Raw genomic sequence first — 21,788 nt, forward strand, 5'->3', positions numbered from 1 at the left:
CGGCGGAGTTCGATAGGCAGGACTACCCGCCCGAGCTCGTCTACTTTGCGAACCACTCCAGTTGCTTTCATGTTCATTTCCCCTTGTTTGGTTTTTGGATTAATAGTGCGCCGCGACCATGCACTTGAAGCTGCAGTAGAGTTCGCTGCCTCGATATACGTACTCGTCGGAGTACAACTCCTTGCCGCAACTGTTGTTTTCGCATTCGCCGATCGATATCGGCTCCAACTCCTGTGGATCGGGCAGCCCTTCGGCAAAGCGATCGAGATCGATGCTCATCTCAACGTGATCCTTTCTTTGACAAAATCTGCGACGGAATCAGGATCAATCCAAAGCACCAATTCGCTCAACCCTTCGATCGTCGTTTCATGCTTGTCGATAACCAGCGGGTAGTAAATTCCTCCAATGTCGACTTTGACTACAAAGTCCGTGTCATCATCCAACTTGTAATGCTCTTTCGCATCATTCAGTTGGCGCTGCATGTCTCCGATTTTCAATCCGCTCGCTCCTCCCGAAAAGGTAGTCCATCGTAACGCCGGTCACATCAGCAATTTGGATCAGCGTCGTAAAGTCCGGTTCACGGCGCCCTGATTCGAAATGACTCACCGCAGCTCTGCTGAGCGCCAGCTGATCGGCGAGGTCTTGCTGCGTCCAGCCCTTGTCTGCGCGAGCCATATAGATCCTGTGCCCGACTCTGACGGCCATGGCGCTCATGCAGCCATCCGGTCTGCTCTGAGGAGAGCCTCGAGATCGGCGATCTCTTTATCCAGCCAGCAGTCCGCACCATCCATGATGGCTCCAGACCGGGCGAAACTCGCGCAGCTTTGCGACGTGACAGGCGATGGCCTCTCTTTCTTGCTTGGCGGTGATCTGTTCCTTCAGATGTTGTTCAAGTCGGCGCGACTCTTGCTCAAACAGCCGCTCCATCTCTTCATGCGTCATACCAACGTCGCCTCCGTTTCGTCGATCTGACGGCAGATTTCGTTGTGCCAGTCCATATCCCCGACCTCGTAAGCGTGGTAGGCGAGGCTCTTGAGCTCGTCCAGCTTTCTTACTAGCGCGAGGTTGGACTGCAGGTAATGGGTGAGATCCCGGCGATCCAAGGACGTCATGTGCAGCTGACCGTCGCTTTCAAGGCATCTGTGCGTCAGCTCCGCTAGCTTGCGATGGATGGGAGAGATGCCGATCATCGGGGTTCACCGAACAGCTTGTAGCAGAATTCGCCCATCGGCCCTTCTGATGTGTCGATCGTGCCCGGCTCGGCCTCGCACAGGAAGCAACTAGGCGGTGAAAGTTTAACGGGAGGACTCCACGTAGCAATCCAATAGAGAGCTTCGGAATACTGATGTTCTTTGGTTTCGGAGACTGATCGGAGTTCAAAGACCTCCTTGTATCCCTTCCATAAGATGTGGAATGAAGAACGGAATCCCGTCTTGTAGTTCGGTGAATCAGGGTCTCCCAGGAGCTTTACCACCTTCTGCTTCCCATGCGCTTTAAGGTTTTTCAGTTGCTGTCGGCTGCATTGAATGCGTTCGCGAGCTTCCTTAAGACTCTTCTCCAGCTCGGAAATCCGCGTCAATAACGACTCGTTCGGTGTTCCGAGAGACAACTGATTGAACATCCTCACTCACCTCGATTTGGTTTTTTTGAAGTAGCTGCTGATAATGAACCTTATGCTCTGCGATCGTCTTATCAACTTCCTTGAAGAATTGATCGATTGTGTCGATCGCTTCTTTGTTTGTGGGGATCGAGGTAAAGTGCATAAGGGCTTGGGATAACTCGACCATGATGTGGGCATTCGTGGTTTTCAGGCATTTTTTGATTTCCCGAAGATTGACCTTGTCACGATCCAGTGCAGCCAGTCGATCGGTGACTTCTTCTTGCATAATCCGAATAGACTCGTGAAGCTGAGTGTTTTCCTTCTGCAGCATTTGCGTATACTCGTAGTCTTCGCGAGAGATGTTCGGCCTCGCTTGGAGCAGCCTGATTTCAGCCTCGAGCTCTTCTTGCCGCTGCTGGTGCTGCTTGATCAGTTGCCGGCGTTCTTCCTCCGCTTCGCTGGCTCTGGATTCAGCTGCGGCCTTGGCGGCTTCTGCTTCCTTAAGCTCCTTCTTGACCTCCCGCAGCTCCCGGACGGTCATCTCGTCTACCGTCTTGGTTTCGCCGGTTGAGGGAATCGTGTGAGGCTGCTGGATGAACTCGGTGCGGTCGATCGTATCGGGAAGGGACAGCATTTCAAAAAGTTTCCCTGTTGGCAGATGCGACGTCGCATCTCCTAACTGTTCGAACGCTTGTATGAAGCGAGATGCGGTAGACGCATCGAACTGGCAATGATCTTTTGCCCATGATTTGAAACTGCCCGGAGCTAAATCATTATCCCTTACATGCTTGAGCCGCTTGCCGATTTCAAAGATCGACTGGCCGGCTACTTGCTTGTAGCTGTTGATTTCTGCGGTGATGACATTCAAATCAGTTGATAGGAGTTGATTGCTCAAGACTTGCTGCACCATCCTCTCCACTGCTAATTTCGACAAAACAAAGGACTTTCGGACTACAATAATTGCCGTTCCAGCTGATCATTTTGCCATATTTTATGAAAATTTACGGACTGTTCGCATCTGTTCTCATTGCGTGCATATAATGGACATAATATAATGATTTCAATGCAAGCGTGCATTAAATGCACATATTCAAGACGCTTAATAAAGTACTCTACTCTTACTCGTGTAGGTCACCAAACAGTCTGTCCACTGTGGTGCCTAGGTACTTAGCTAGTCGAAAAGCGAATTTAAGTTCTGGATTACAGCGACCATTTTCAATCGTTCTGATAAAACTCTCGCTGACATCAAAATCAAGAGCCATGCCACGTTGAGACTTGTTTTTTTGGAGGCGAAGCTCTTTGAAGAGATCGCGTTTAATAATTTCGCGGGCATCAGCTTTTCGCCTGGACAATGCATAAACCTCCTTTACTATGAGTATGATGATAACTGACGCGCATCTTTTGCACATCCAAATAATAGCATGTGCAGAAAGTGCACGTCAACCACTTTAAAATGATTTTTTGGGGCGGTGTTTTTGACGTGTCTAAAGAATTGAAAAAAGAAGTTGGTAAGAGGTTGAAAGAACTTCGCACGAATCGAAACTTGATGCAATCCGATGTCGCTGAAGCATTAAAAGTTGACAGGGCCAGCGTATCGAATTATGAAATTGGTCGCGCTCTTCCAAAGAAAGATGCTCTACTCATACTGGCTGACCTTTATGGCACGACTACAGATTACCTCTTGGGAAAGACCGACGATCCGGATCAACACAACAAAAAAACTCCCGACCCATATTTAAATGAGCGGGAGTTTCTTACTGCAATTGATTTGTCATCGTCAGATGAAGAGGTACAAAAGCAGTTCAGTTTTGTAATTGATGGCGAGGAAATTACGGAAGAAGAGTTTAAGAGGATGATCGCTGCTGTTCGTTCGGAACGCCTTTACCGGAAGAGCCCTTAACTTGTTCAACGAGAGTCGGAATGTTTACGAGCTCCTGCAGTTTTCTCAAATCGACGATCTTTTTTGACGAAATGATGGATCACCCCTTGATGTCTCTGTTGGATAAAATTTTCAAGAATACTAGGAACAAGTATAGCAGAAATGCGAACACTTTCGTTATCAAAGTAAGCATTATATTTTGCGACATAATAAGACAAAATGTGCAAAGGAGTATACTATGGCATTCCTGTTGGGGGAATGCCTGCTGCTCGATAGGCTTGATGAGGCAAACATGACTAGGTCCGAATTTGCGCGTAAAATGGAGTGTTCTCCGGCTTACGTCACTGGATTAATCAAGGGGACGGAAAAAATGTCGCTTGAGTTTGCGATAAACACCTCCATTCTCCTAAAGTGTCGTGTGACAGATTTATACATCCTCAGACGGACGAGAAGCAGGCATAACCGCTGATTTCAGCGGCTCCCGACAGACTTTGTTTTAAGCTATAGCCTAAAAACAGCCTATCCGGATTATCGGATAGGCTTGGGTAATTTTGTAATGAATCGTGCATATCCGTCTTGGTTTTTGATGAGGTTGAGAGAGTGGAACCGCGGCAACTTAAGCAGATCCTCCTCCTGGTAAGGATGCAACTCCGACGCCAACTCCGAATAGTTTTTTTTGTCGCATCCCGCAATCAGCATGTAACTCGCATTTGCCGACCGCAGCTCCTCGCGGATGTGCTTGATCTGGTTGAGGTAGTGAGCTGAGATAATCGGTTTCAGCCCGAACTTCGCATATTGGCTGAGCTTCGACCGCATGAACTGCTCGGTGTGCTGGACCTGATAGAGCTCATCGGCGATTAGGTTGACCTTGACCATCTTGGACCGATCGCCGCCGAGACGCTTGCTACGCATTTGCAGCGCAAGCCATATCTTTGTGGACCAATAGGTCGTGTAGACATCCCTCTCCGAATCCGTGCCGAACATATCAGACGGCATGCGGATGCAGATCAGCTGGTTCTTCTGCATTTCCTGCACAAGGTCGACGTTGCCGGCAGTCCCTTTATCCAGCATCCGTTCCATGTAGGCGTTTTGCTCCAGCTGGTTGAGACGATCGATGATGCCCACGACATACGTCTCCTTGGTGCCTGTGATTACACCGCTCTTATCTCGGTCGTCCAGCTCGCCGAGCGATCGGATGTATTTTCGTAGGTTCTCCCGCTGAGCGGCTGGCACCGCCTTAATGAGCCGCTCTCTGGTCTCGTAATCCTGCAAGCAGTCAAATACGTCCCGGACGCTGCCGCCGCTGATAAAGGCAACCAGGCCCGCGCTGACCAAGTATCGCTGCATCTTGGCGGACAGCTTGGTTTCCTCCGCATTGATGGAGTTGACCAGCGTCAGCAGCTGCGTGGTCTGTTTCTTGGCGCCATCGTAGCTCTCAAATGGATCCGCGCTTTTGCCCACCTCGTTGTAGCCGATGCCCTGCAGCCGGCGCGGATCGGCGCAATCGATGACGAGCGTCTTGTCACGTGGGATCGCCGCGGCAACCTCCCTCGACAATTCACATTGGCCGACAAAGTCAAAGATGATGACGCACTCCCCTGCGGCGATGGCGTCCCGGCTAAGGTTGGCGATCAGCGTCGATTTCCCGGCCCGTGTCGGCCCGATCAGCACCGTCGTAAGGTTTTGGTACTCGCGATCCGTGGAGAGGTATGCGGCCTGCTCGTGGCCCCTGTAGGTGTTGGTGCCGATGCACATCACGCCTTTCTTTAGATCGTCCGGCACCTCCGTCTCCTGCGTCTCGACCCTCTCGATAAAGTTATAGCGTTCGAGCACGTCGCGGCCGGCCAACGCGATGAAGGACTGCGCCTCCTCGTCTCCGATTTTGTTGCGACCTGCCCGGATGTCGCGGGCTGTCATGTCGAGCTGCCGGCGGTATGGACGATACTGGAGCCGGTTGTCCTCGCTCACCGTATCGAAGGACTGCGCCAGGCTCCGTGCCGCATTGCGTTGCCTCATGCCGTCCGCGCTCTCGGCCATGACCACGATCTGCGTGTCGAGCACAGTGGCCGAAGCCTTTTTGCTCGTGCTCTCGCTGACCCTACGCGCCCCGTTAAGCCGATCGAGCAGCGCGTCCATATAGTCGCCGCCCCCTGCCTTGCCGGAGGCTGTGCGCGCCCCTCCCAGCGCCTCGGCAATCTCTTTAAAGATGGCATTGCCTGCAGCGAGCAGATACTTGAGCGCGTAGGACGTGCCGAACTTGTTGCGATCGACCGGGAGACGGCGGTTAACCTTGTCGATCGTGGCCCTGTAAAGGTGACGCCAGCTGAGCTGAGAGCCCGGCAGAAAGTTGTAGAAGACCCCGAGCCGGTCGCCCTCCTCCAGCAGCTCCACCGCGTTGAGGTTGCTGTTTAGCAGATCGTTGCTCCGCCGGTCGACAGCAAGACTCAGCGCATCCTCCTTTTCGTATACGAGCTCGTAGCGCGTGGCCGAAGCGCCGAACACTGGCAGCTCTTGCACCTCCTCGATCGTCACCTGCCCCCACACGTCCGACATCTTTTCGCGCAGGTAGCTCAGGTGGTTCCTCGGGACGATGAAAAAGAACTCCACCTTGCGTTGCTCCATGTAGACGTAATAGGCGACCTTGCCGGGAAGCGTCCAGCTGTACCGCGTGCCAACGACAAACTCCCGGCCGAGCGCCTTTATGACTCGCTGCTCCTCAGCTCTGATGCTGGCGAGTGCTCCCTTGTAGAGAGCGGCGATGGCCCGGGCGATCTTGTGCGTGCCTTGGTTGCGCACGGCGTTGTTGGGCTTTATGCGGAGATAGGCGTACTCAGGCTTTACAACCTGCAGAAACCTGCTTAATGTTATGCCGCTCATCGTCCAAAACCCACGCCAAGCAGACGAATCAGCGAATATATCCCGAAAACGAGTCCTGACCAGCGGTAAGCATCACGCATGCCGAGCGCTCCGAGGATGATGAGGACGGTGCAACTGAGGAGCCCGATGCCATAGCTCAGATCGACCAACACCGCGCCGGCCTCCACCAACCAGTGGACGATGTGCTCGCGGGCGCCGTGAACGACATGCTCCGCCGCATGATCGACAACCTTGTCAGCTACCCAGCCTGCCGGCCCTTTGATGCCAAGGATGGACGGCCCGGCGATGTCCCCACTGTAGCGTTGCAGGTCCGGCACGAGCGCAGTAGGATCGGCAAAGCTGCCGTCCTGGATCAGACCAAAGTGCAGATGCGGTCCGCTGCTGTGCCCCGTGTTGCCGCTGATGCCCAGAAGGTCGCCGGGATCCACCCGCTGGCCGGCATGCACCGCAACGCTATCCATGTGCCCGTAGACGTGCAGGTCGCCTGTATCTGTCCGGAGGATGACGCCGCGGCCGATGTTGTCGGCTCCATGATCGACCACTCGCTCGACGGTCCCAGACATGATGCTGTGCAGCTCGGTGCCGCGGGGCATAGCCAGATCGACGCCGTGATGCTCCCGGCCGCCGCGGATCTCCTCCAGCACGCCGTATTCGGAGCTGATGCGAAACTTCATCGGCATGTCGTCACATCCCCTCAAATAGCTGCTCGACCTGACCAAATGCCCACGGGAGCCCGAGTAGGATCGCATAGACCATCAGATAAGCGAGACCGGACTTGCGTGCCTGCACGAAGTCGCCCTGCACGGTCGCCTGAATTGTGTCAAAGGCTCCCTTGATGATAATGACCCATTTGCCGATGCTGATCAGTTTGTGGTAAAGCTTCTGCGCGCCGGCATCCAACCCAAGGCCAGAAGCATCGCTGGCAGCAAAGACATGATCCAGTCCGCCGGCACCGAGCAGCACCATGATTGTGATTGCTCCCACCCGGTAAATCAGTTTGTGCCGCTCGATGTGCTCCACGACGATCTTAGCGCCGGTCTGCAGTCGCTCCACAAGCGCACGCCGGGTCCGCTCCGGGATAGCCACCGCCGCCGGCCGCAGATTCACCCGGTAACCGGATGGCTGTAGTGTCAATGTCGCCATAAAAATCCTCCTCGCAAATCTTGATGTACTGGCATCTTTTCTGTGCCGGCCGCATAAGCTGAGGGTAAACCGCCCGCAGCGCCTTAGCCGGAATCTGCCCAAGCGGTTTTCGTTCGCTTACCACGGGTTATCGAATGTACATGGTTGTGTCATTTTATCCACAGCTGTGCACAACCTGGTATACTTTTGCTGCAGAATGTGAAATAATAAGGACGTTTAGAGGCGAATAGGAACAAACGTTCCGCGAACAGTTCTTATCGCGTCGTTTAATTAAAGAAGGAGGCGACATCATGGCGACTATTTTTGATGTTGCGAAGTACTTCCGCTGGCGGGTTGATTATGAGGCCGGGGATACAATGACCAACTTGAAGCTCCAAAAACTCTGCTACTATGCACAGGCGTGGAACTTGGTTTTTAACAAGAAGCCTATGTTTCAAGAACCACTTATGGCTTGGGACCACGGACCAGCTAATTACGACCTGTATAAGCATTATCGCTCTCAACTTGATCAAGGCTGGGATTCAATTGAACCCGGAGATATCAAGGAATCTTTTTCGCCAAATGAAGTATTCTCGTTTGAGGAGTTGGAGACTCTTCAAGAGGTGTGGGACACTTATGGAGATTTGGGTGCTAAGAGGCTCGAGATTCTCACTCATCAGGAGGATCCTTGGCTGAAGACGCGCAAGAATGTTGAGATCAGCCATGAATTGATGCAAGAGTATTACACTCAGCAACTTGCTCAATGAGCAGACTGAAGAACCAAGGATCAAGCGGCGGGCGGAAGATTTCAGATAAAGCCATTGAAGTCAAAACGGTATCTCGCCCTTCGATTTGTTTCCACGACATGAACGACTCTGTTTATCGGCTTTCTGATATCGACAAATACGGATTTGAGCTTATGCTCAAACAATTTAAAATCATGGGTAGCATGACGTGGAATGAAATTTACAGCCACAAAGGGTTCAAATGGGAAGAGATCCCCGAGCGATCAATGAAGTACGCCATACCTAAATCCTTAAACCGCACTTCTCTCTTTCATGTTAAAGTATCTGGAAAATTTCGCGTTTGGGGTTACAGAGAAGATAATGTTTTCCACTTGGTCTGGATTGACCCGAACCACGATGTTACCGCTTGATAAGGTGCCGAATGGTGCCTTTTTTTATTGCCCATACAATCCTCCTGAGTGGGGATTCCATGACCGACAGCAGCTGGTCAATTGACTCCATTCTCTGCTGCTCCCGGGCCGCCAGCGCCGCCGGGTCCTTGCCGTTGATGAGCATCTTCACTTTTCTCGCCTCCCCTCACACAAAGGCTGCTGCCGCGCTGTATGCCAGATCCCCCGCATCCGCTGGTAGACTTACTTTCGCCGGCCTCAGTACCGCTCCCTTAGCCGGGATCGTCATAACCGCCCCGCCTGCTGCATCCATATCCCGCTGGATCAGTCGCTTAAGGTAGCCAGAGCGGTTTTTTCTGCTGCGCACCCATTGCCACATTGCTTTTTGATCCGGATCCAGGACGTTAAAGCAGACAACCTCTTTCTCAATTTTTTTCATTGGCGTAAAGCCCCTTCGCGATTCGATAAAAGGCGTCGACGTTGGCGAACTCGCTCATGCCCGCTTTGAGCAACTGAGCCGAGCCAAAATACTTTGCGAGCTCTCGCTGTATGGGCTCTGCGCCGCCTCCGCACAAGTGGACCGTGTCTCGGTTGCTCCATCCCTTGTTGACCGCATAGGCAGCGATCTGGCGCGCAAACGAGTCGAGGTCAAGGTTACGGCGCGTGTCCATCCCAGTCACGAGCGTGAAGCTCTCCAGGTCCTTGTACCGTCCGTCTAGCAGCGTGCCGTAATTGACCGTGCCGGAGCCGATGTCGATGACCCTCACTGTACCCTTGGCACCCGCCAGAAGGCCCGCAGACACGCCCTCAGCGGCCACCTCACAGCGGTTGATCGTGATGACCCGGCGCCGGCCGTTGATGGTCATCTCATGCTCGCCGATGAGCATCTTTTTGATGAGCTCTTTTTGGTTGCGCGTATGAGTCCCGACCGGCTGCCCCACGACGATGTCATGCTCCGGCCCCGAGGCGTATTGATGGAGCGCGATCAGGACGCGCAGGCGAGCCTCTGGGTGCGCCTTGCTGTCCCCCTTGAGACTGTCGGCCATCTGGCTCTCGTGCAGCGCCAGCGTGCCAGCAAAGCCCCTGCGGCCCTCATAGGCCCAATCGTAATCGTGATCCCCATGCTGCTGCAGGATGTTTCTCTCCCTCCAGTCGTAGCCGATCGCGCTGGGGAACTGCCGAAACTGCTTACCGTCGTACAGCTTAACCGCGCTGCCTCCTGGATCGATGCCAACGATGCCCATGGTGTAATCCCCTCCAGTTACGTCTCCAGTGACGTCATCGGCCACCTGCCGGATGCTGTCGTTGCGTCACTGGTTATGTCACTAGCCTATGGAGATGGCTTGGGCGAGTTTCCTAGAGTTTTCTATACGGCGTATGTTTTTTTCAGAGATTGTCCATCCTTGAAGGTAAAAAGGAGTGGGCAATCATGTCGTATGGTCTCGGTAAAACGCAGACGAAGTTCGGGAGATGGTGTAAGGCGAACGGGGTTAAGCAAGGGGAACTGCCGGTGGATAAGAATACAGCGACACGGCTTTGTTCTGACCTGAGACATGAGCCTTATGAGGGAACTGTTATAAAAGTAATTGGATACTTGCGGAGGAAAGGCTTCGATGTTCGAGCAGCTGATTTTTGGAGTTGAAAATTTCTGTATCATAGATTGATACATTTCGTATATTCTGTAGAAAAAGGCTCCGAGGTGACGCGAATGTTTATTCTTGGCTTAGTTGGAGGGCTGTTGGGGATATTGTTTGGAGTTATCGCAGTAGCTCTCGGCGTGGCCCAAACTTCTGCTGGAAACGATAACTTGCTGGCTGCATATGGGCTATTCGCTTCTGTGTCCTCTATCCCAGCAGTTATTGGCTGCGCGGTCTGTAAAACAAGACCAAGAACAGCAGCGGTTCTTTACTTGTGTTCTGTCGTGGCTGGAGTTTGCTCGGCGTTTATTTACTACCTCATTCCGGCGATTCTTTTGATTGCAGGCTCACTGTTTGGACTTAAAAAGAAATCCGTTTCAAGTCTTAATTCAGGGGAGGGCTAACATGATTAATGCGCCTGTAAAAGGCAGCGAATCCGCTGAACAGCGGCCTGCCATCAAGAAGAGCAAAGGAAATTCTGTTGGAAATCTGCTTCTTTTATTCGGTGGAGGATTGTTCATTACCAGCATTTTTGTTTCTCTTTTTTATAACAGGGACTTCTATCCGAATATCTTCCTTGGCCTAATGGTCGCTGGTTTAGGTGAGGCAATAAACCTCCTGCAGAAAATAGAAGGGAGGAAACGCCATGAATAAACGGCTCGCGAGCGGCTCAATATCGAGAAGACGAAAAAAAGCCCGCCGACCAATAGGTCAGCGGGCTTTGCTCATGCCAAGGGGATGCCGGCGCAGACGCGCAAGGCATTTGCCATTTGGTTGTAGCGTCCGGAATCGCCGCCGGATTGTTTGGCGTTGAACCAGGCCGGCGACAGCCAGTTGTAGATGATCTCTTGCGCGTTGCTCTTGGGCAGCCCCTCGCCAGCAGCTGCGGCGCGGACATTGGCCGCCAGGCGCTCGTAGTGCGCTGCTTCTTCGCGGAGGCTCTGCTGCAGGGCCGCATGCCGCGCCGGCTGGATGTACGAGACGATGACATGGTCCCGCACGTCTGCCGGCAGCTTTGCCGCTGAGGGCGCCGGGCGCACGGCTGTCGATGCCATCTCGGCGGTGACGTCGCGAATCAGGTCGCCCAGCGTCTTGCCTCTGGTCGCGAGCGCCTGGTCGATGTCCCGCTTGCGGGCCGGGTCCAACTGCCGGTGGCTGACGATGTGCGTCGACGGCGTCTTGCCCCATTTGTGGCAGCACAGCGCGAGGTACCAGACCATGCGCTGGTACGCTGCGGCAAAGTCGATCGAGCCGCCGTAGCACAGCTCGATGCCCAGCGCGGCGTGGTTGGCATCGTAGCCATACAGCTCGTTGTCCGTCTTGACGCTGCGGACGACGTGATAGGCCTGCTCCGCCGGGTCTGCGCCGGTGCCGGTGGGGATGATCTCGAGGATGCGCCGGTCATCGATGAACACATGCGCGGAGGCCGTCCGGTCCGTCATCCGCTGGAAGTAGGTCCAGTGGTTATCCGCGGACGCGCCGGGGTTGCCGGTGTCGTGCGCAACGAAAAAGGCCGGGCCGCCGGTTACGAGCCGGGTGCCTGGCCTGACGTTGGCGCGCCGGTCGATGTACCGGCGCTCGATGGGGTACTTATTGCTGTCCACGCCGCACCTCCGCTGCCGCTGGTCCAATAGCCACGGCCTTGAGCTCGTACAGCGCCTTTTCGACGGCCGCTCGCAGCTCCTTGTCCTTGAGAGATGCCACGATTGGCACCGGTAGGTTTGCCTGCAGGTACCTCATCGCCTCCTCCAGCTTGTTTCGAGCGCCCTGGCTTGCTGCTGTCGCCTCGACGTAGGAGACAGCCTCTGCAGCCATCTTGTGCAGCACAGCACGCTGCTGCTCGGTCGTGCGGGCCTCGAGCCAAGCGTCCAGTCGCTTTCGAACTGTCGCTACCCATGCGAGCACGGCGGCCGCCAACAGGCCGACAAGGGCCTGCACGATGGTGTCGATGTACGGTTGGATCGTCATTTTCCATCATCCTTTCGATCCCGACCCATCCGGCGAAGGAATAGGTACAGGTCATATTTTTTGGTCTTGGTCTGGTAAGCGAGCAGCAGTAAGCCGGCCGCGGTGCTGATCGTGGCGATCAACCAACTGAGAAGCTGGGCGGTCCGCATCTCCGGCGTGCGAAACCCAAAGACCTCACTCGCCCGGATCCATATGGCGACAAGCATCTTGATATCGTAGGCGGTCAAAAAAAAGAGCATCGCCAGCATAAATGCGCTGACAACGCCCGAGCGAAACCGTTCGTGGAAATACTTTCTGTGTGCCGCTAAGATGTAGGTCGCCGTCCCGATCGTGACTGCGTAGACGATCAGCAAAGCAATGTCGATGATATGGAGGAGCATTGGCTCACTCTCCTTTGTCGTAGATGAGGTAGCGTGCAAAGCCGTTACGTTCGATTTCCTCTTGAATCTCCCTTGTCGCTTCCCGGTAGCTCCGGATGGTGATGGACACCCGTCTGGATGCGCGGTTAAGATCTGCTTGTTTGGCCCGGGTCGTTGGGAGATGGCGGAGCAGCTGCTTGAGCATGCCCATCATCCTCCTTTGTCCTCGTCCTTCTTAAGATTCTTTACCACGTCGAGCAGCGGGCCCATCACCCCTTCGCGCTCTTTATCGAGAATCGCCTGCAGTTTGTCTCGATCCTCTTCGGCCTTTTCCAATAGCTCACGGGGTACAAGGTCGCCCCGCAGCAGCATGCGACCGATATAGCCAAGCACGAGCAGCAAAATAAGCAAGAGGACCAGCGACAGCCCGTACTTCTCAATGAGCTGAGCGGCCCTCTCGGTCGCGTCCAGATGGGCTTGATCCACCCCTGCCACCTTCTCTCTCTAAAGTCAGCAATCAATTGCATTTGCAAAGGCCGGCAGCGTCTTGAGGTGTTGATAGGCCTGCTTGATGAAATTTGCTGCAAATTCGGTCACCGACGGCCGAAACTCGAAATATTCCGTATGAGCCGACATCTTGCCTTGGTCCCGAGCTGCAGGCGAAACGTAATACCGCAACTCGATCGAGCACTTAGTCTTACTCCCTCCTACGCCTTGGACAACGGCATAGGCTTGGCTTATCGATATTCCACATGGAATGTCGATATTGATTTGCAACGCCATCCGACGATCAACTCCTCTCTATGTCGTTGTCGCGAACATCTGTCCGTCATTGGGGCCAGTCGGCGCCCCGAACTTAAAACGAGGTCGATTAGACAAATCGGTCCAGATGTGCAAATCGCCTATGACGAGATGCCCCTCGTTCCAGCCCGGCTGACAACGCAGCCCTCCTTCGGCGACAATGGCTCGCGGCGTCCTCAGCGCGCCTTGCACATCTTCATACAGGATGTTCGTGTAGGTCGCCGCCGGGTCGTCCACGTTGACCGTGCTCGCCTTTGCAATAGCGAATGGAGTGTCTACCCCTACCGCCAGCACTGGCGCAAGGGCAGGGCGCTTCAACAGGCCTAACCGCCGGAACCCCTCTTTGTCGGCCGTAACGATTGAGGTCATCTGGTCGTTGCCGCTCGCCTTCACAACATTCTCCAGATGATTCCGCCGAAGCGCATCCGGAGCGAGCCCGTCTGTCAGGCCATTTCGTGTATTCCGGCTTCGGTTTCCATCGCAGTAGACATGAATGGACTCGGCACCGCAGACGAGCGGAAAATTTGTAATCGGAGTCGATCTGCGATCAATAATCGTATTATCTCGGACGTAGACGTCTGAGATCGTCGCCGCGTACTGTCGGTCAAGCGATATCCCGAAATTCTGGTCGAGGTTCGAGCTGCCGATTGCCGTTGTGCCGTTGGAATAATACTGCGTGCCGGCATCAAGGATTTGGTTATCCGCAATGGTGATGTTTTTGCAACCCATCACCTTTATTCCGCCTCGAGCTGGGCTAATGATGGTGTTGTCGCTGATCGTCAGGCCTTCAGCAAACGAGGTAGGATTCGACGGCGCAGTAAGGTAAGGGAACCCACCAACATTGATACCGATTCCCGCGTTGTCTTGCAATTCATCCACCGGACCTCGATAAACGGTATTGATGAGATTCCCACTGATAGTTCCGTATTTCGGAGCGTCTGTGAGTTTAATTCCAAACTGCCCGGACCAGCTAATGACATTGCCCGTGCATGTGAAATTCTCCACGCCCGCCGCGCTGGTGCCGACAGAGTCCTCCCATCCGGCCAGCCAAATACCCGCATAGGCAGAATAGTTAATGATGTTGTTGTTGCAAGTCACTCGACGGCACGAGCGGCTAATGCTGACTCCATTGTCCGCCGAATAGTCGATATGGTTCGCGCTGAAGTTCAGCTTTTCGGTCCAAATGAAGCCTACATCCAAGCAGTTGTAAAAGTCGTTTTCAATGACTCGGCTGCGCCCAGACACACCGCGCAACAAAACGGGCAAAGAAGAAATGCCGTTGAAGCTGCAGGATCTAATCTGAACATTCCGAATCTCCGGGTTGTTCTCGCCTGGAACCAAACTTCCGCTCAGACGAATGCCATGTTCAATTCCTGGAGACTTGTTGCGACCGCGACGTGGAAATGTTCCACTATCTTGGACGCCTCCAAGAAAAAGGAGATTTTCAAATCGAATGTCATGGATGGGCTGGTTCCCGTTTACAAAACTTGCCAGGGCGTTTCCGTTCGAGGTCAAAACGGAGTCAACGCCAACACCCCAGTAGATCAGGTTGCTTCGGGGAATTAGACCGGCAGCATTATAAGTGCCGACAGGGAAAAACACACCGCTAGCACCATTTTGAGCGGCCTCATCAATGGCTAATTGAATGGCTGCCCGGTCGTCTGTTACTCCATCTCCTTTCGCCTTATACCACTTTACGTTGACAGATCGAGCCCGAAATTCGTTTTCAAGTTTCTGAAAGTTTTCATTCATCTCCTGCCGCAGCAGGCCGTCCGTCCCGTTCCATTTGTGCATCTTCAGATACGTTGTGCTACTCGATGCCATTGCGCCTGAGCACCTCCTCTACGGGAATTAAAAACGTGGTCTCAAGTTGGTCCCAAGTCGGGATCTGTTCAGCCTGATTCCACGTTAGGGCGACTTCCTCTATTTCATCCCAGGGCAAATAAGTCGGTTCAAATTCGTATTCCAGATGAGCCGGCAGCGCCTTGTCAGCCGTTTGTCGCATTTCATTAATTTCTTGCGGTATGCCTCGAACTTCATAAATTGTCGCTCTGACCAGATAATCATTAAGCAGAGGCAATACTTTGCTCTTGTAAAAGCTGTTAACCATATTCGTATAAGCACCTAGCGTCATCGGAGGTTGGGAGCTTTGCGGTTCATCTAAAAGCTCCCTCCGATAACCCTCCAACATTGAGAACAGACGAATTAGTTCAACCGCCTGAGTAGATTGGATATCGGTGAAGAGGGCAGAACGCTGCAAGAAGTCGGGCACATAGCTCCGAATAGCCTCCGCAATGTCCCGATCCGTTACGAAAGCTTCTGCCCCCCCGCTCCCGCGTGCTGTACCCGACATGATCGTATATCGAGCAGCTGAGGGAGCAGACAAGTCGCTTTTCCCTCGCGCTGTACCTGCAGCAGCGAGTTGACGAATTCCCGCTGCCATAACCGCACTTGATGCCGCGGCAAGTAGAACAGGAGAGCGGATTATTCGAACTGCGCCTCCTGATGCAAACGCCTGCCCCAAGGCGCTACCGCCCGCGGTTAAAATTGTGACGGCGACGGCGACGGATTGAGCCAATCCGCTAGAACTCCCTGTCGCTACGATCTCAGCCATACGGCATCACCTCAATCTTCCGAAACGGTTAATGTCCCAGCGAAAATCTTGAGTTGGTTTGATACCGCAATCGGTTGGGACGGTGTCAAAGCGCCCATATACAACAGCTTCCCGGCCGTCGCAGCGTCATAAATGCCGAAGTGCGTGAGCGTTCCCCATGCCGCCGTTGCGACCGGAAAAAGAATGTCCGCCGAGTTGCTGCTGCTTCCGGAGGTTGAATTTGTAAACGTGACTGCTTGCCGCGCATAGCCTCCTCCGCTCGCTTCCGTCCCCGTCCCTGCCTCGCCTGGATCCGAAGTGAAGAGAGCAACAAAGAGTGCGGCCGGTGGAGTATATACAGTCCCGCGGAGCACGTGGTTAAGAATTTGGTTTTCGAGCCAATCCGATTTGCCTGGCAATGGAATCACCTCATATGGTTAAATTTATTGCTCCGACAACGGGCACTTGGTCCTGCTGCAGCTGATAATTCCCGCTGAAGCCGTTGACCAGCAGATCGGTGTAGTCCATCACGCCGTCAGCCGAGAGGATGCATTCTCCGATTCGGCTTGCACGTACAATGAGCGTGTCGAAGGCCAATCCTTTGAAATATGCCGTCATCGCATCTTGAACCAATGCTTTGACCTGGGTTTCCGATGCGCCGGGCTCGAGAGTCACTTTTGCCGACACGCTGATGAGGACTTCACTTATTCCAACAACGGTCGGTACAGATCCGACAGTGGCCATCTCTTGAATCAAGGCATTCGCGGCAGCGACAGCGGATGCCCCGGGTGTTCTCTTTTGTGCTGAAATCAAGATGATTTTGACAGTGCCTCCTCCAGCCCAAGCACGAATAACCCGAGCATCATCAATGCCGGGTACCGTCTTCGCCAACTGTTTGTATTGCGTGGGGTTGCCGCTTCCGGCCGGCTCGGTGCGCTTTTCCACCACCCGAGCGAGAAGAGCTTCGTTCGTTTCAATATCCTCGCCGCCTCTTGTTGGTTCCAAGTTGACGACCGACACGTTAGGAATGGACGATTGGATGATGAGTGATTCAGCGACGTTACCGGCGAAGCCAGCCTGCAGGGCGGTGATTTTCGCCATAACGCTTCCGGACACCGGGATGCTCGCTGCCGCGTCAATAGTAAACACCGTGCCGCTTGCTGTTGCTACAACGCCTCCCGCCGCTACCTCCACACCGGCCGCTCCTGTCAGCAGCACTGCTCCTTCGGCAGGGACGGCCGGCTTTCGGACCAGTCCTTGCTCAGCTGCCAAGAGATTCACTTCTTCATCGGAGGCATCTTCGGCGCTCCCGGCGCGCACTCTCTTCATCCGCTCCATTTCCTCGTACGCTTGGGCGACCTCCAGCGCTACCGGAGAGAGAGCGTCGAACGTAAACGTTCCCTCTCCCTTTGCCGCTCCGCTCGCCACTTGCCCCAGCATGCGGGTCAGAATGTCCTCATAGCTGGAAGCCATCGATTACCACACCTCCGTAAACCGTGTTAGCCGTGAAATGTATGGACAGCGTGTCGGCGTCCTGCTGGAGTTGGAAATCAGTCAGGGACTGGATGTAGGGGCTTGCTCCTAGCGCCTCTTTGACAAAGCGCTCAGCCTCGGATTGATCAGGAACACTGCGCTGTCCTAACAGGCTATCGAGCTCTTGTCCATAATCCCAACTGTAGGCCAAATAACGGAATCGTTCTGTTCTGAGCGTCTTGGATATCCAAGTTCTGATGGCGTCTATCCCCTCGATCAGAACCGGATTGCCGTCCCTCAGAACAAAATCATCTAGTGAGAAGTCCCAGACGTACTCTCGAAAAAGCGGCAGGTCGGCAGGCTCCTCAGTTGCAGATTGGACCGATTCCGCTACCTGAACTCCGTCGATAAACGGGAAAAGGTCATCAGCCATCCGCCGCCACCACCTTAAAGGCTGCCCATCGCCCGGCAGCTGGGAGAAGCATGACTTGCTCCCCTGCTACATGCACCCACCCCGGTTGGATGAGCAGGTCATCCGTTTCGAGCGTCATGTCTTGATGCAGGATAGAGAGAGGCGCCGGCCACGTGCTCGTGACGGTTCCGAGACGTGGCGAGCACCGCTGCGCTTCATTTCGAGCCGCTTCACGGATAAACGAAATTATCCAGGCTATATGATGTTCCGGCGGTGCTGCTGTCGCTTTTTTTGCGTGTTTTCTTGCTTGTTCCACTCTCAACCTCGCCTCCTTCCTGCTCATCCATGACGTTTTGGAAATTGACCGTTAGCGTAATCGTCTGCATGCCGTTTTCCCAAACATGCTCGTCGCTGTCTACATAATAAAGGCCCACCAGTCCGGTGAGCGCATCTTCGATACGAACAGCATTGCCGGTAATGAGATCGATTTGCCCATTTCCGACGACCGTCACGTTAGCCGTCCGCTCCGCTCCGCGCAACATCGCACGAGCTGGCCCATAGGGGTCTTTCTTCTCCTCGGCTTGATAGATTTCTTGCAGCCGTCCATACCGTTTCAGGTTGGCGTCGTCCTTCACCTCGCCGGCATAGTTGTCGTTCTTGTCCACAATACGGACCGCCGTTACGGCATCCTCAATGCTTTCGGTGTAGCTCGCTTCGGTCAAGTTCGTGTCGGCCGTCAGCATAACACCTGCCGTCCTCGCACCCTTCTCGATGACGCTCAGCCGTCCAGCTGACATCCGCGGAATATACCGGCGTCCCGTCTGCTTGGAGGCCTCCGTGTAGCCAATCATGATCGTCTCATAAGCGCTGCGATTCAGAGCCGTAAATCGATGAGAGCCTCCGCCCTCATCCATGTACCCCACAGGGACGCCGATCTCACCGCAGACCGTCCGTGCCACCGCCGCGGCTGTCGCACCTTTGAAAACGCGGGACACTTTGGATTGGGTCAAATACCGCAATCCATCGTAGGCGGTGTAATCGATGGCATTTCCCGTCAGCGACTTGCTCTTTTTGAAGAGGTATCCGCGGAAGATTTCTTTGCTGGCATCATCGTAGATGAAGATCATTTCCCCGAGCTCCATCGGGACCCTCGGGACGTTGGGATCCTGCGGAGCGAACAGGAGCGAGAAAGTCGCCGATCGGGCAGCCGTTGACTTGTCGCCCGACCACGACAGCCGCAAGAAAAGGCCGGATAAATCCGTCTTCACTCCCGTGCGGGAGACGTGCTTGAGCGAAATCATAGCTTCAACACCTGCCCGATCTGCAGCTTCCGGTCATCTTTGATTCCGTTCTTCTTTTTTATTTCCGGCCACCGGCTGCCATCGCCATACACTCGCTTGGCGATAATATAGCCCGTATCGCCCCTTTTGACGGTGTACGTCTTCGGAGTGGCCTTGGCTGTCGCCTTTGTTGCTTGGACCGCAGCCGTTTGACCTTGCATCGTCCCGGCCGCAGCTGCTTTTTGTGCAGAGACGAACCTGTATTCCTTTAGCGTCAACGAGAAGTGAACGTCCAGCGGTCCCGGTCGATGGCCATAGCTGAACGATTCAATAACCACGACCTGATTGAGGCTTAGTCCTTTGGCTGTGATAAGTAACCGGAGAGGCTTTCCGCTCTCTTTCCAGCGATTCAGCGTATTCACGAACGTCACCGGCGGCGGGAAATCCTTGTAGACACAAAGCCCGTCATCCTGAATTGGAAAGTAGCTCTCGAGCGAGATGCTGCTGAGCTGCCGCTTTCCCATCACGAGAATCTCGCCGAGGTTATGGACGTTCACGCTTTTGTGGGCCATTCCGGTCTGAAAATCGTAACTCGTCGGCGGCACCGGCAGCCGAAGCTTTTCTTTGCCGCTGTCATAAGACAGCACAACGTCGATCGGCATACCGTTACCCCCCGTTCAAGCTTACTGATTCAAACGTCTCGCGAAACATCTGGGCGAGCCTTGCGAAGTCGGATTCATCGCGGACGATAGGGTCATGAAGATGGATTTCAATTGGCCGAACTCCTGCGGATCCGGCTGTTTTTGATTCCTGCGCTGTGAGGACCTGCTCGCCTTGATGCAGCAGCACCGGCCAGTTATCGCGAGGAACGGTGTGCTGGCCCATTGCTCGCTTAATGCCCAATTGGTCATAAATCCATCCGTTGATTTTGTCGTAGACTGGTTTTAATGGAGCGTCTTTGGTCATCGCATCAGATAACGCCATGCTCGGCACAACGACCTTTGGCGCTTCTTTGGTTGCCTTTCCTGCAGCTGCAGTCGTGGTGCCAACAACGACTTTCGCTTGCAATCCGCCCGGTGTAGCCGCCCCTACCGCAATACCGCTCAGCAATGGGTGATCCTTCACGACGCTAAATAACCCGTCAACAAGGCCGCTGCCGATGTTTTTACCAACTTGGAGAGCGGCATCGACGATTGATTGGCTGTTTTTCAGCCCCTCGCCTATAACGTCACCGATCTTTGTTGATACGTTGGCAAGGGTCTCCCTACCCCCCTCGTTTTCATACCACCCGTCGAACTGCTCCTTCAGCTTTCCGAATGCAAATTTCACTTTGGCGACCAGGTCCATGTCCTGGAATTGGGGGTTGTCGATAAAGGTGGTCTTGATGTATTCCCAAGCCTGCTTACCTTTTTCGACAACAGACCTTGTGAACGACGCCATCATATTGCTGCCTGCGTCAAAAAGCTTTGTCGCTCCGCCGCCGCTCAAAAAGTCTGCCCAGCGCTTTAGCTCCGGCTTGAGATATTCGAGCGTCTTCGTACCCATGTTCGTGACACCCGACTTCATCGTGCCGGTGATGGTCGACCAGAGGCCGTAGGAGGACTGTCCGAGTTTTTCGGCGCCGCCGCGGAACATCTGCGTCAGCCCGATTCCGGATCCGTTCTTGATTTTGGCCCAGTCGCCGCCGGCCGCCTTGATTTGGGCCTGTGAGATCTTGAAGCCAAACTCCTTCATCCGCTCCGTCTCGCCTGTCGCCATATCTGCCAATGCCTCGATGGCGTCACTGAGCGACTTGCCCGGCGTCAGAGCTGTCATGTCCTCTGCCAGCCGCAGGAGGCTCATGGCGGGCTTTGTCTTGCCGCCAGCTATACCAAGCGCTCGTGTGCCTGTTGCAATGACCTCATCCGTATCGAACGGCGTCAGGTCGGCGTTTTTCCGCAAGTCGGAGATGAATCGCTGCGCCTCTTGCCCAGCCCATTCCTTTCCTTTCTTCGGATTGTTAACTCCGAGGAAGTGCGTCATGGAAATCATCTGGCGCTCCAGCATGGATGCACCGCTGAGGCTCTGCTGGTAAAGTGCAGCTCCACCAGCTGCAGCCAAGCCGCCTCCGATGATGAGCGGCTTGCTTAGTACCTTCAATGTGTTGGTCAGACCTCGGAGGCCGCTGGAGGCCATGTCGACGGCCTTTACCGTGACCTTGAACGGCGTCTTGGTCATCCACTTGATGGTATTGACCGCTGGCCGAATCTGCGCATTGAATCGCTGTGCATGAGCCGTCACGACGACCGCGGCGTTCCGAATTGCCTTGGTTCGCTTCTCGACTTCCTTCATCGCCTTCATCGCCGGCGTGTTGTTCATACGGATCTGCCGGCGCTTTTTCTCCTCCGCGTCCATCTGCTTGCGGACCGTTTGAACCGATCGGGCGAACGTGTCCGTGTTCTTTTTCGCACGCTGCATGACTGCGGAATAGTTGTCCCGCAGGCTGATGACCGATGTAAGCCGCACCTGATTTCACCTCACATTAACGGGAGCATCGGCCAGGCGCCGGTCTTCATGAGGCGCTCCCGTTCCTCTTGTTCATGGTGGTAAAAAGCCCGGATGAGCAGTTGCTCTCCGGGCGGCATGTTATAGATTTCGCTTGGTCGAATGCCG

At 54.3% G+C, this 21,788-nt stretch carries 33 protein-coding genes; 5 read left to right on the plus strand and 28 right to left on the minus strand.

Annotated features, from left to right (window positions below; all coding sequences use genetic code 11):
• Positions 1-99: 99 nt before the first annotated feature.
• The 8 genes from HGI30_RS15065 to HGI30_RS15100 form a co-directional block, all read right to left on the minus strand.
• On the minus strand, positions 100-279 hold the full coding sequence (locus tag HGI30_RS15065; RefSeq protein WP_168908305.1) for a hypothetical protein: 180 nt from the start codon (positions 277-279) through the stop codon (positions 100-102).
• Entirely contained in the window at positions 276-497 is a 222-nt protein-coding gene (locus HGI30_RS15070) for a hypothetical protein (RefSeq protein WP_168908306.1), read from the minus strand. Before HGI30_RS15070 ends, HGI30_RS15065 begins: the two co-directional genes overlap by 4 nt.
• Positions 463-714: a helix-turn-helix domain-containing protein gene (locus tag HGI30_RS15075; RefSeq protein ID WP_328805137.1), complete on the minus strand. Its 252-nt coding sequence runs from the start codon at positions 712-714 to the stop codon at positions 463-465. The genes HGI30_RS15070 and HGI30_RS15075 overlap by 35 nt, the downstream gene beginning before the upstream one ends.
• Positions 715-762: 48 nt before the next feature.
• Positions 763-942 (minus strand): hypothetical protein, encoded by a 180-nt coding sequence (locus HGI30_RS15080; protein WP_168908307.1) that lies wholly within the window; start codon positions 940-942, stop codon positions 763-765.
• Positions 939-1,190 carry a DUF7667 family protein gene (locus HGI30_RS15085; RefSeq protein ID WP_456238616.1) on the minus strand — a complete coding sequence of 84 codons (252 nt, stop codon included), beginning with the start codon at positions 1,188-1,190 and terminating at the stop codon, positions 939-941. The genes HGI30_RS15080 and HGI30_RS15085 overlap by 4 nt, the downstream gene beginning before the upstream one ends.
• Complete coding sequence (locus HGI30_RS23645) at positions 1,187-1,621, minus strand: ORF6C domain-containing protein (protein WP_168908309.1); 435 nt, start codon at positions 1,619-1,621, stop codon at positions 1,187-1,189. The genes HGI30_RS15085 and HGI30_RS23645 overlap by 4 nt, the downstream gene beginning before the upstream one ends.
• Positions 1,545-2,495, minus strand: coding sequence for a DUF3102 domain-containing protein (locus HGI30_RS15095; protein WP_235680143.1), 951 nt, complete (start codon positions 2,493-2,495; stop codon positions 1,545-1,547). Before HGI30_RS15095 ends, HGI30_RS23645 begins: the two co-directional genes overlap by 77 nt.
• Before the next feature lie 223 nt (positions 2,496-2,718).
• A complete protein-coding gene (locus tag HGI30_RS15100) occupies positions 2,719-2,952 on the minus strand; it encodes a helix-turn-helix transcriptional regulator (RefSeq protein WP_235680144.1) in 234 nt (77 codons plus the stop codon).
• Between the two features lie 128 nt (positions 2,953-3,080).
• Here HGI30_RS15100 and HGI30_RS15105 point away from each other — a divergent pair, with 128 nt between their 5' ends.
• Entirely contained in the window at positions 3,081-3,500 is a 420-nt protein-coding gene (locus HGI30_RS15105) for a helix-turn-helix domain-containing protein (protein ID WP_168908312.1), read from the plus strand.
• A 507-nt stretch (positions 3,501-4,007) separates the two neighbouring features.
• Here the strand turns inward: HGI30_RS15105 and HGI30_RS15110 are convergent.
• From HGI30_RS15110 to HGI30_RS15120, 3 genes are read right to left on the minus strand one after another with little or no spacing between them, the layout of a single operon-like run.
• Positions 4,008-6,356 carry a type IV secretory system conjugative DNA transfer family protein gene (locus HGI30_RS15110; RefSeq protein ID WP_168908313.1) on the minus strand — a complete coding sequence of 783 codons (2,349 nt, stop codon included), beginning with the start codon at positions 6,354-6,356 and terminating at the stop codon, positions 4,008-4,010.
• Positions 6,353-7,036 carry a M23 family metallopeptidase gene (locus HGI30_RS15115; protein ID WP_168908314.1) on the minus strand — a complete coding sequence of 228 codons (684 nt, stop codon included), beginning with the start codon at positions 7,034-7,036 and terminating at the stop codon, positions 6,353-6,355. The genes HGI30_RS15110 and HGI30_RS15115 overlap by 4 nt, the downstream gene beginning before the upstream one ends.
• Positions 7,037-7,040: 4 nt before the next feature.
• Positions 7,041-7,499 carry a hypothetical protein gene (locus tag HGI30_RS15120; protein WP_168908315.1) on the minus strand — a complete coding sequence of 153 codons (459 nt, stop codon included), beginning with the start codon at positions 7,497-7,499 and terminating at the stop codon, positions 7,041-7,043.
• A 290-nt stretch (positions 7,500-7,789) separates the two neighbouring features.
• On the opposite strand from HGI30_RS15120, the gene HGI30_RS15125 reads away from it, so the two are divergent.
• Both HGI30_RS15125 and HGI30_RS15130 read left to right on the plus strand, forming a co-directional pair.
• The gene (locus HGI30_RS15125) at positions 7,790-8,245 is read left to right on the plus strand and encodes a Panacea domain-containing protein (protein ID WP_168908316.1); all 456 of its coding nucleotides are present in this window, start codon (positions 7,790-7,792) and stop codon (positions 8,243-8,245) included.
• On the plus strand, positions 8,242-8,634 hold the full coding sequence (locus HGI30_RS15130; protein ID WP_168908317.1) for an MAG6450 family protein: 393 nt from the start codon (positions 8,242-8,244) through the stop codon (positions 8,632-8,634). Before HGI30_RS15125 ends, HGI30_RS15130 begins: the two co-directional genes overlap by 4 nt.
• Here HGI30_RS15130 and HGI30_RS15135 read toward each other — a convergent pair.
• Genes HGI30_RS15135 through HGI30_RS15145 form a run of 3 tightly spaced genes read right to left on the minus strand, consistent with a single transcriptional unit; the run spans position 8,624 to position 9,857 of the window.
• Positions 8,624-8,785 (minus strand): hypothetical protein, encoded by a 162-nt coding sequence (locus HGI30_RS15135; protein ID WP_168908318.1) that lies wholly within the window; start codon positions 8,783-8,785, stop codon positions 8,624-8,626. The two genes, HGI30_RS15130 and HGI30_RS15135, sit on opposite strands and share 11 nt — an antisense overlap.
• Positions 8,786-8,800: 15 nt before the next feature.
• Positions 8,801-9,052: a hypothetical protein gene (locus HGI30_RS15140; protein ID WP_168908319.1), complete on the minus strand. Its 252-nt coding sequence runs from the start codon at positions 9,050-9,052 to the stop codon at positions 8,801-8,803.
• Positions 9,039-9,857: a ParM/StbA family protein gene (locus HGI30_RS15145; protein WP_168908320.1), complete on the minus strand. Its 819-nt coding sequence runs from the start codon at positions 9,855-9,857 to the stop codon at positions 9,039-9,041. The genes HGI30_RS15140 and HGI30_RS15145 overlap by 14 nt, the downstream gene beginning before the upstream one ends.
• 464 nt (positions 9,858-10,321) lie before the next feature.
• Between HGI30_RS15145 and HGI30_RS15150 the strand changes: the two genes are divergently transcribed.
• Both HGI30_RS15150 and HGI30_RS15155 read left to right on the plus strand, forming a co-directional pair.
• Complete coding sequence (locus HGI30_RS15150) at positions 10,322-10,654, plus strand: hypothetical protein (RefSeq protein ID WP_168908321.1); 333 nt, start codon at positions 10,322-10,324, stop codon at positions 10,652-10,654.
• Position 10,655: 1 nt separating this feature from the next.
• Positions 10,656-10,904: a hypothetical protein gene (locus HGI30_RS15155; RefSeq protein WP_168908322.1), complete on the plus strand. Its 249-nt coding sequence runs from the start codon at positions 10,656-10,658 to the stop codon at positions 10,902-10,904.
• A 71-nt stretch (positions 10,905-10,975) separates the two neighbouring features.
• Here the strand turns inward: HGI30_RS15155 and HGI30_RS15160 are convergent, their stop codons facing one another.
• From HGI30_RS15160 to HGI30_RS15220, 14 genes are all read right to left on the minus strand, one after another.
• Entirely contained in the window at positions 10,976-11,854 is an 879-nt protein-coding gene (locus tag HGI30_RS15160; RefSeq protein ID WP_168908323.1) for a peptidoglycan recognition protein family protein, read from the minus strand.
• Entirely contained in the window at positions 11,841-12,218 is a 378-nt protein-coding gene (locus HGI30_RS15165; protein WP_168908324.1) for a phage holin, read from the minus strand. Before HGI30_RS15165 ends, HGI30_RS15160 begins: the two co-directional genes overlap by 14 nt.
• Positions 12,215-12,598 (minus strand): hypothetical protein, encoded by a 384-nt coding sequence (locus HGI30_RS15170; protein WP_168908325.1) that lies wholly within the window; start codon positions 12,596-12,598, stop codon positions 12,215-12,217. The genes HGI30_RS15165 and HGI30_RS15170 overlap by 4 nt, the downstream gene beginning before the upstream one ends.
• Before the next feature lie 4 nt (positions 12,599-12,602).
• Positions 12,603-12,782 (minus strand): hypothetical protein, encoded by a 180-nt coding sequence (locus tag HGI30_RS15175; protein WP_168908326.1) that lies wholly within the window; start codon positions 12,780-12,782, stop codon positions 12,603-12,605.
• 5 nt (positions 12,783-12,787) lie between these two features.
• Positions 12,788-13,063 carry a hypothetical protein gene (locus HGI30_RS15180; protein WP_168908327.1) on the minus strand — a complete coding sequence of 92 codons (276 nt, stop codon included), beginning with the start codon at positions 13,061-13,063 and terminating at the stop codon, positions 12,788-12,790.
• A gap of 24 nt (positions 13,064-13,087) precedes the next feature.
• A complete protein-coding gene (locus HGI30_RS15185; RefSeq protein ID WP_168908328.1) occupies positions 13,088-13,360 on the minus strand; it encodes a hypothetical protein in 273 nt (90 codons plus the stop codon).
• Positions 13,361-13,378: 18 nt separating this feature from the next.
• Entirely contained in the window at positions 13,379-15,202 is a 1,824-nt protein-coding gene (locus tag HGI30_RS15190; protein ID WP_168908329.1) for a right-handed parallel beta-helix repeat-containing protein, read from the minus strand.
• On the minus strand, positions 15,189-15,992 hold the full coding sequence (locus HGI30_RS15195; protein WP_168908330.1) for a hypothetical protein: 804 nt from the start codon (positions 15,990-15,992) through the stop codon (positions 15,189-15,191). Before HGI30_RS15195 ends, HGI30_RS15190 begins: the two co-directional genes overlap by 14 nt.
• Positions 15,993-16,003: 11 nt before the next feature.
• Positions 16,004-16,399 carry a phage tail fiber protein gene (locus HGI30_RS23750; RefSeq protein ID WP_456238617.1) on the minus strand — a complete coding sequence of 132 codons (396 nt, stop codon included), beginning with the start codon at positions 16,397-16,399 and terminating at the stop codon, positions 16,004-16,006.
• A 1-nt stretch (position 16,400) separates the two neighbouring features.
• Positions 16,401-17,444, minus strand: coding sequence for a baseplate J/gp47 family protein (locus HGI30_RS15200; protein ID WP_168908331.1), 1,044 nt, complete (start codon positions 17,442-17,444; stop codon positions 16,401-16,403).
• Positions 17,428-17,877 (minus strand): DUF2634 domain-containing protein, encoded by a 450-nt coding sequence (locus tag HGI30_RS15205; RefSeq protein ID WP_168908332.1) that lies wholly within the window; start codon positions 17,875-17,877, stop codon positions 17,428-17,430. The genes HGI30_RS15200 and HGI30_RS15205 overlap by 17 nt, the downstream gene beginning before the upstream one ends.
• A gap of 209 nt (positions 17,878-18,086) precedes the next feature.
• The gene (locus HGI30_RS15210; RefSeq protein WP_168908333.1) at positions 18,087-19,157 is read right to left on the minus strand and encodes an XkdQ/YqbQ family protein; all 1,071 of its coding nucleotides are present in this window, start codon (positions 19,155-19,157) and stop codon (positions 18,087-18,089) included.
• Positions 19,154-19,798 (minus strand): LysM peptidoglycan-binding domain-containing protein, encoded by a 645-nt coding sequence (locus HGI30_RS15215; RefSeq protein ID WP_168908334.1) that lies wholly within the window; start codon positions 19,796-19,798, stop codon positions 19,154-19,156. Before HGI30_RS15215 ends, HGI30_RS15210 begins: the two co-directional genes overlap by 4 nt.
• Positions 19,799-19,802: 4 nt before the next feature.
• Entirely contained in the window at positions 19,803-21,641 is a 1,839-nt protein-coding gene (locus HGI30_RS15220; RefSeq protein WP_168908335.1) for a hypothetical protein, read from the minus strand.
• Positions 21,642-21,788 lie beyond the last annotated feature (147 nt).

This window comes from Paenibacillus albicereus, from assembly GCF_012676905.1.
Taxonomy (GTDB): Bacteria; Bacillota; Bacilli; order Paenibacillales; family Paenibacillaceae; genus Paenibacillus_O; species Paenibacillus_O albicereus.

What these genes read in the sequence shown, in the direction of transcription:
- HGI30_RS15075 (WP_328805137.1), bottom strand. Translation starts at nt 714, where the DNA reads ATGAGCGCCATGGCCGTCAGAGTCGGGCACAGGATCTATATGGCTCGC.
- HGI30_RS15195 (WP_168908330.1), bottom strand. Translation starts at nt 15,992, where the DNA reads ATGGCTGAGATCGTAGCGACAGGGAGTTCTAGCGGATTGGCTCAATCC.
- HGI30_RS15120 (WP_168908315.1), bottom strand. Translation starts at nt 7,499, where the DNA reads ATGGCGACATTGACACTACAGCCATCCGGTTACCGGGTGAATCTGCGG.
- HGI30_RS15155 (WP_168908322.1), top strand. Translation starts at nt 10,656, where the DNA reads ATGATTAATGCGCCTGTAAAAGGCAGCGAATCCGCTGAACAGCGGCCT.
- HGI30_RS15110 (WP_168908313.1), bottom strand. Translation starts at nt 6,356, where the DNA reads ATGAGCGGCATAACATTAAGCAGGTTTCTGCAGGTTGTAAAGCCTGAG.
- HGI30_RS15065 (WP_168908305.1), bottom strand. Translation starts at nt 279, where the DNA reads ATGAGCATCGATCTCGATCGCTTTGCCGAAGGGCTGCCCGATCCACAG.
- HGI30_RS15175 (WP_168908326.1), bottom strand. Translation starts at nt 12,782, where the DNA reads ATGCTCAAGCAGCTGCTCCGCCATCTCCCAACGACCCGGGCCAAACAA.
- HGI30_RS15210 (WP_168908333.1), bottom strand. Translation starts at nt 19,157, where the DNA reads ATGATTTCGCTCAAGCACGTCTCCCGCACGGGAGTGAAGACGGATTTA.
- HGI30_RS15140 (WP_168908319.1), bottom strand. Translation starts at nt 9,052, where the DNA reads ATGAAAAAAATTGAGAAAGAGGTTGTCTGCTTTAACGTCCTGGATCCG.
- HGI30_RS15205 (WP_168908332.1), bottom strand. Translation starts at nt 17,877, where the DNA reads ATGGCTGATGACCTTTTCCCGTTTATCGACGGAGTTCAGGTAGCGGAA.
- HGI30_RS15190 (WP_168908329.1), bottom strand. Translation starts at nt 15,202, where the DNA reads ATGGCATCGAGTAGCACAACGTATCTGAAGATGCACAAATGGAACGGG.
- HGI30_RS23645 (WP_168908309.1), bottom strand. Translation starts at nt 1,621, where the DNA reads ATGTTCAATCAGTTGTCTCTCGGAACACCGAACGAGTCGTTATTGACG.
- HGI30_RS15215 (WP_168908334.1), bottom strand. Translation starts at nt 19,798, where the DNA reads ATGCCGATCGACGTTGTGCTGTCTTATGACAGCGGCAAAGAAAAGCTT.
- HGI30_RS15115 (WP_168908314.1), bottom strand. Translation starts at nt 7,036, where the DNA reads ATGCCGATGAAGTTTCGCATCAGCTCCGAATACGGCGTGCTGGAGGAG.
- HGI30_RS15145 (WP_168908320.1), bottom strand. Translation starts at nt 9,857, where the DNA reads ATGGGCATCGTTGGCATCGATCCAGGAGGCAGCGCGGTTAAGCTGTAC.
- HGI30_RS15200 (WP_168908331.1), bottom strand. Translation starts at nt 17,444, where the DNA reads ATGGCTTCCAGCTATGAGGACATTCTGACCCGCATGCTGGGGCAAGTG.
- HGI30_RS15165 (WP_168908324.1), bottom strand. Translation starts at nt 12,218, where the DNA reads ATGACGATCCAACCGTACATCGACACCATCGTGCAGGCCCTTGTCGGC.
- HGI30_RS15150 (WP_168908321.1), top strand. Translation starts at nt 10,322, where the DNA reads ATGTTTATTCTTGGCTTAGTTGGAGGGCTGTTGGGGATATTGTTTGGA.
- HGI30_RS15130 (WP_168908317.1), top strand. Translation starts at nt 8,242, where the DNA reads ATGAGCAGACTGAAGAACCAAGGATCAAGCGGCGGGCGGAAGATTTCA.
- HGI30_RS15080 (WP_168908307.1), bottom strand. Translation starts at nt 942, where the DNA reads ATGACGCATGAAGAGATGGAGCGGCTGTTTGAGCAAGAGTCGCGCCGA.
- HGI30_RS15085 (WP_456238616.1), bottom strand. Translation starts at nt 1,190, where the DNA reads ATGATCGGCATCTCTCCCATCCATCGCAAGCTAGCGGAGCTGACGCAC.
- HGI30_RS15185 (WP_168908328.1), bottom strand. Translation starts at nt 13,360, where the DNA reads ATGGCGTTGCAAATCAATATCGACATTCCATGTGGAATATCGATAAGC.
- HGI30_RS15125 (WP_168908316.1), top strand. Translation starts at nt 7,790, where the DNA reads ATGGCGACTATTTTTGATGTTGCGAAGTACTTCCGCTGGCGGGTTGAT.
- HGI30_RS15170 (WP_168908325.1), bottom strand. Translation starts at nt 12,598, where the DNA reads ATGCTCCTCCATATCATCGACATTGCTTTGCTGATCGTCTACGCAGTC.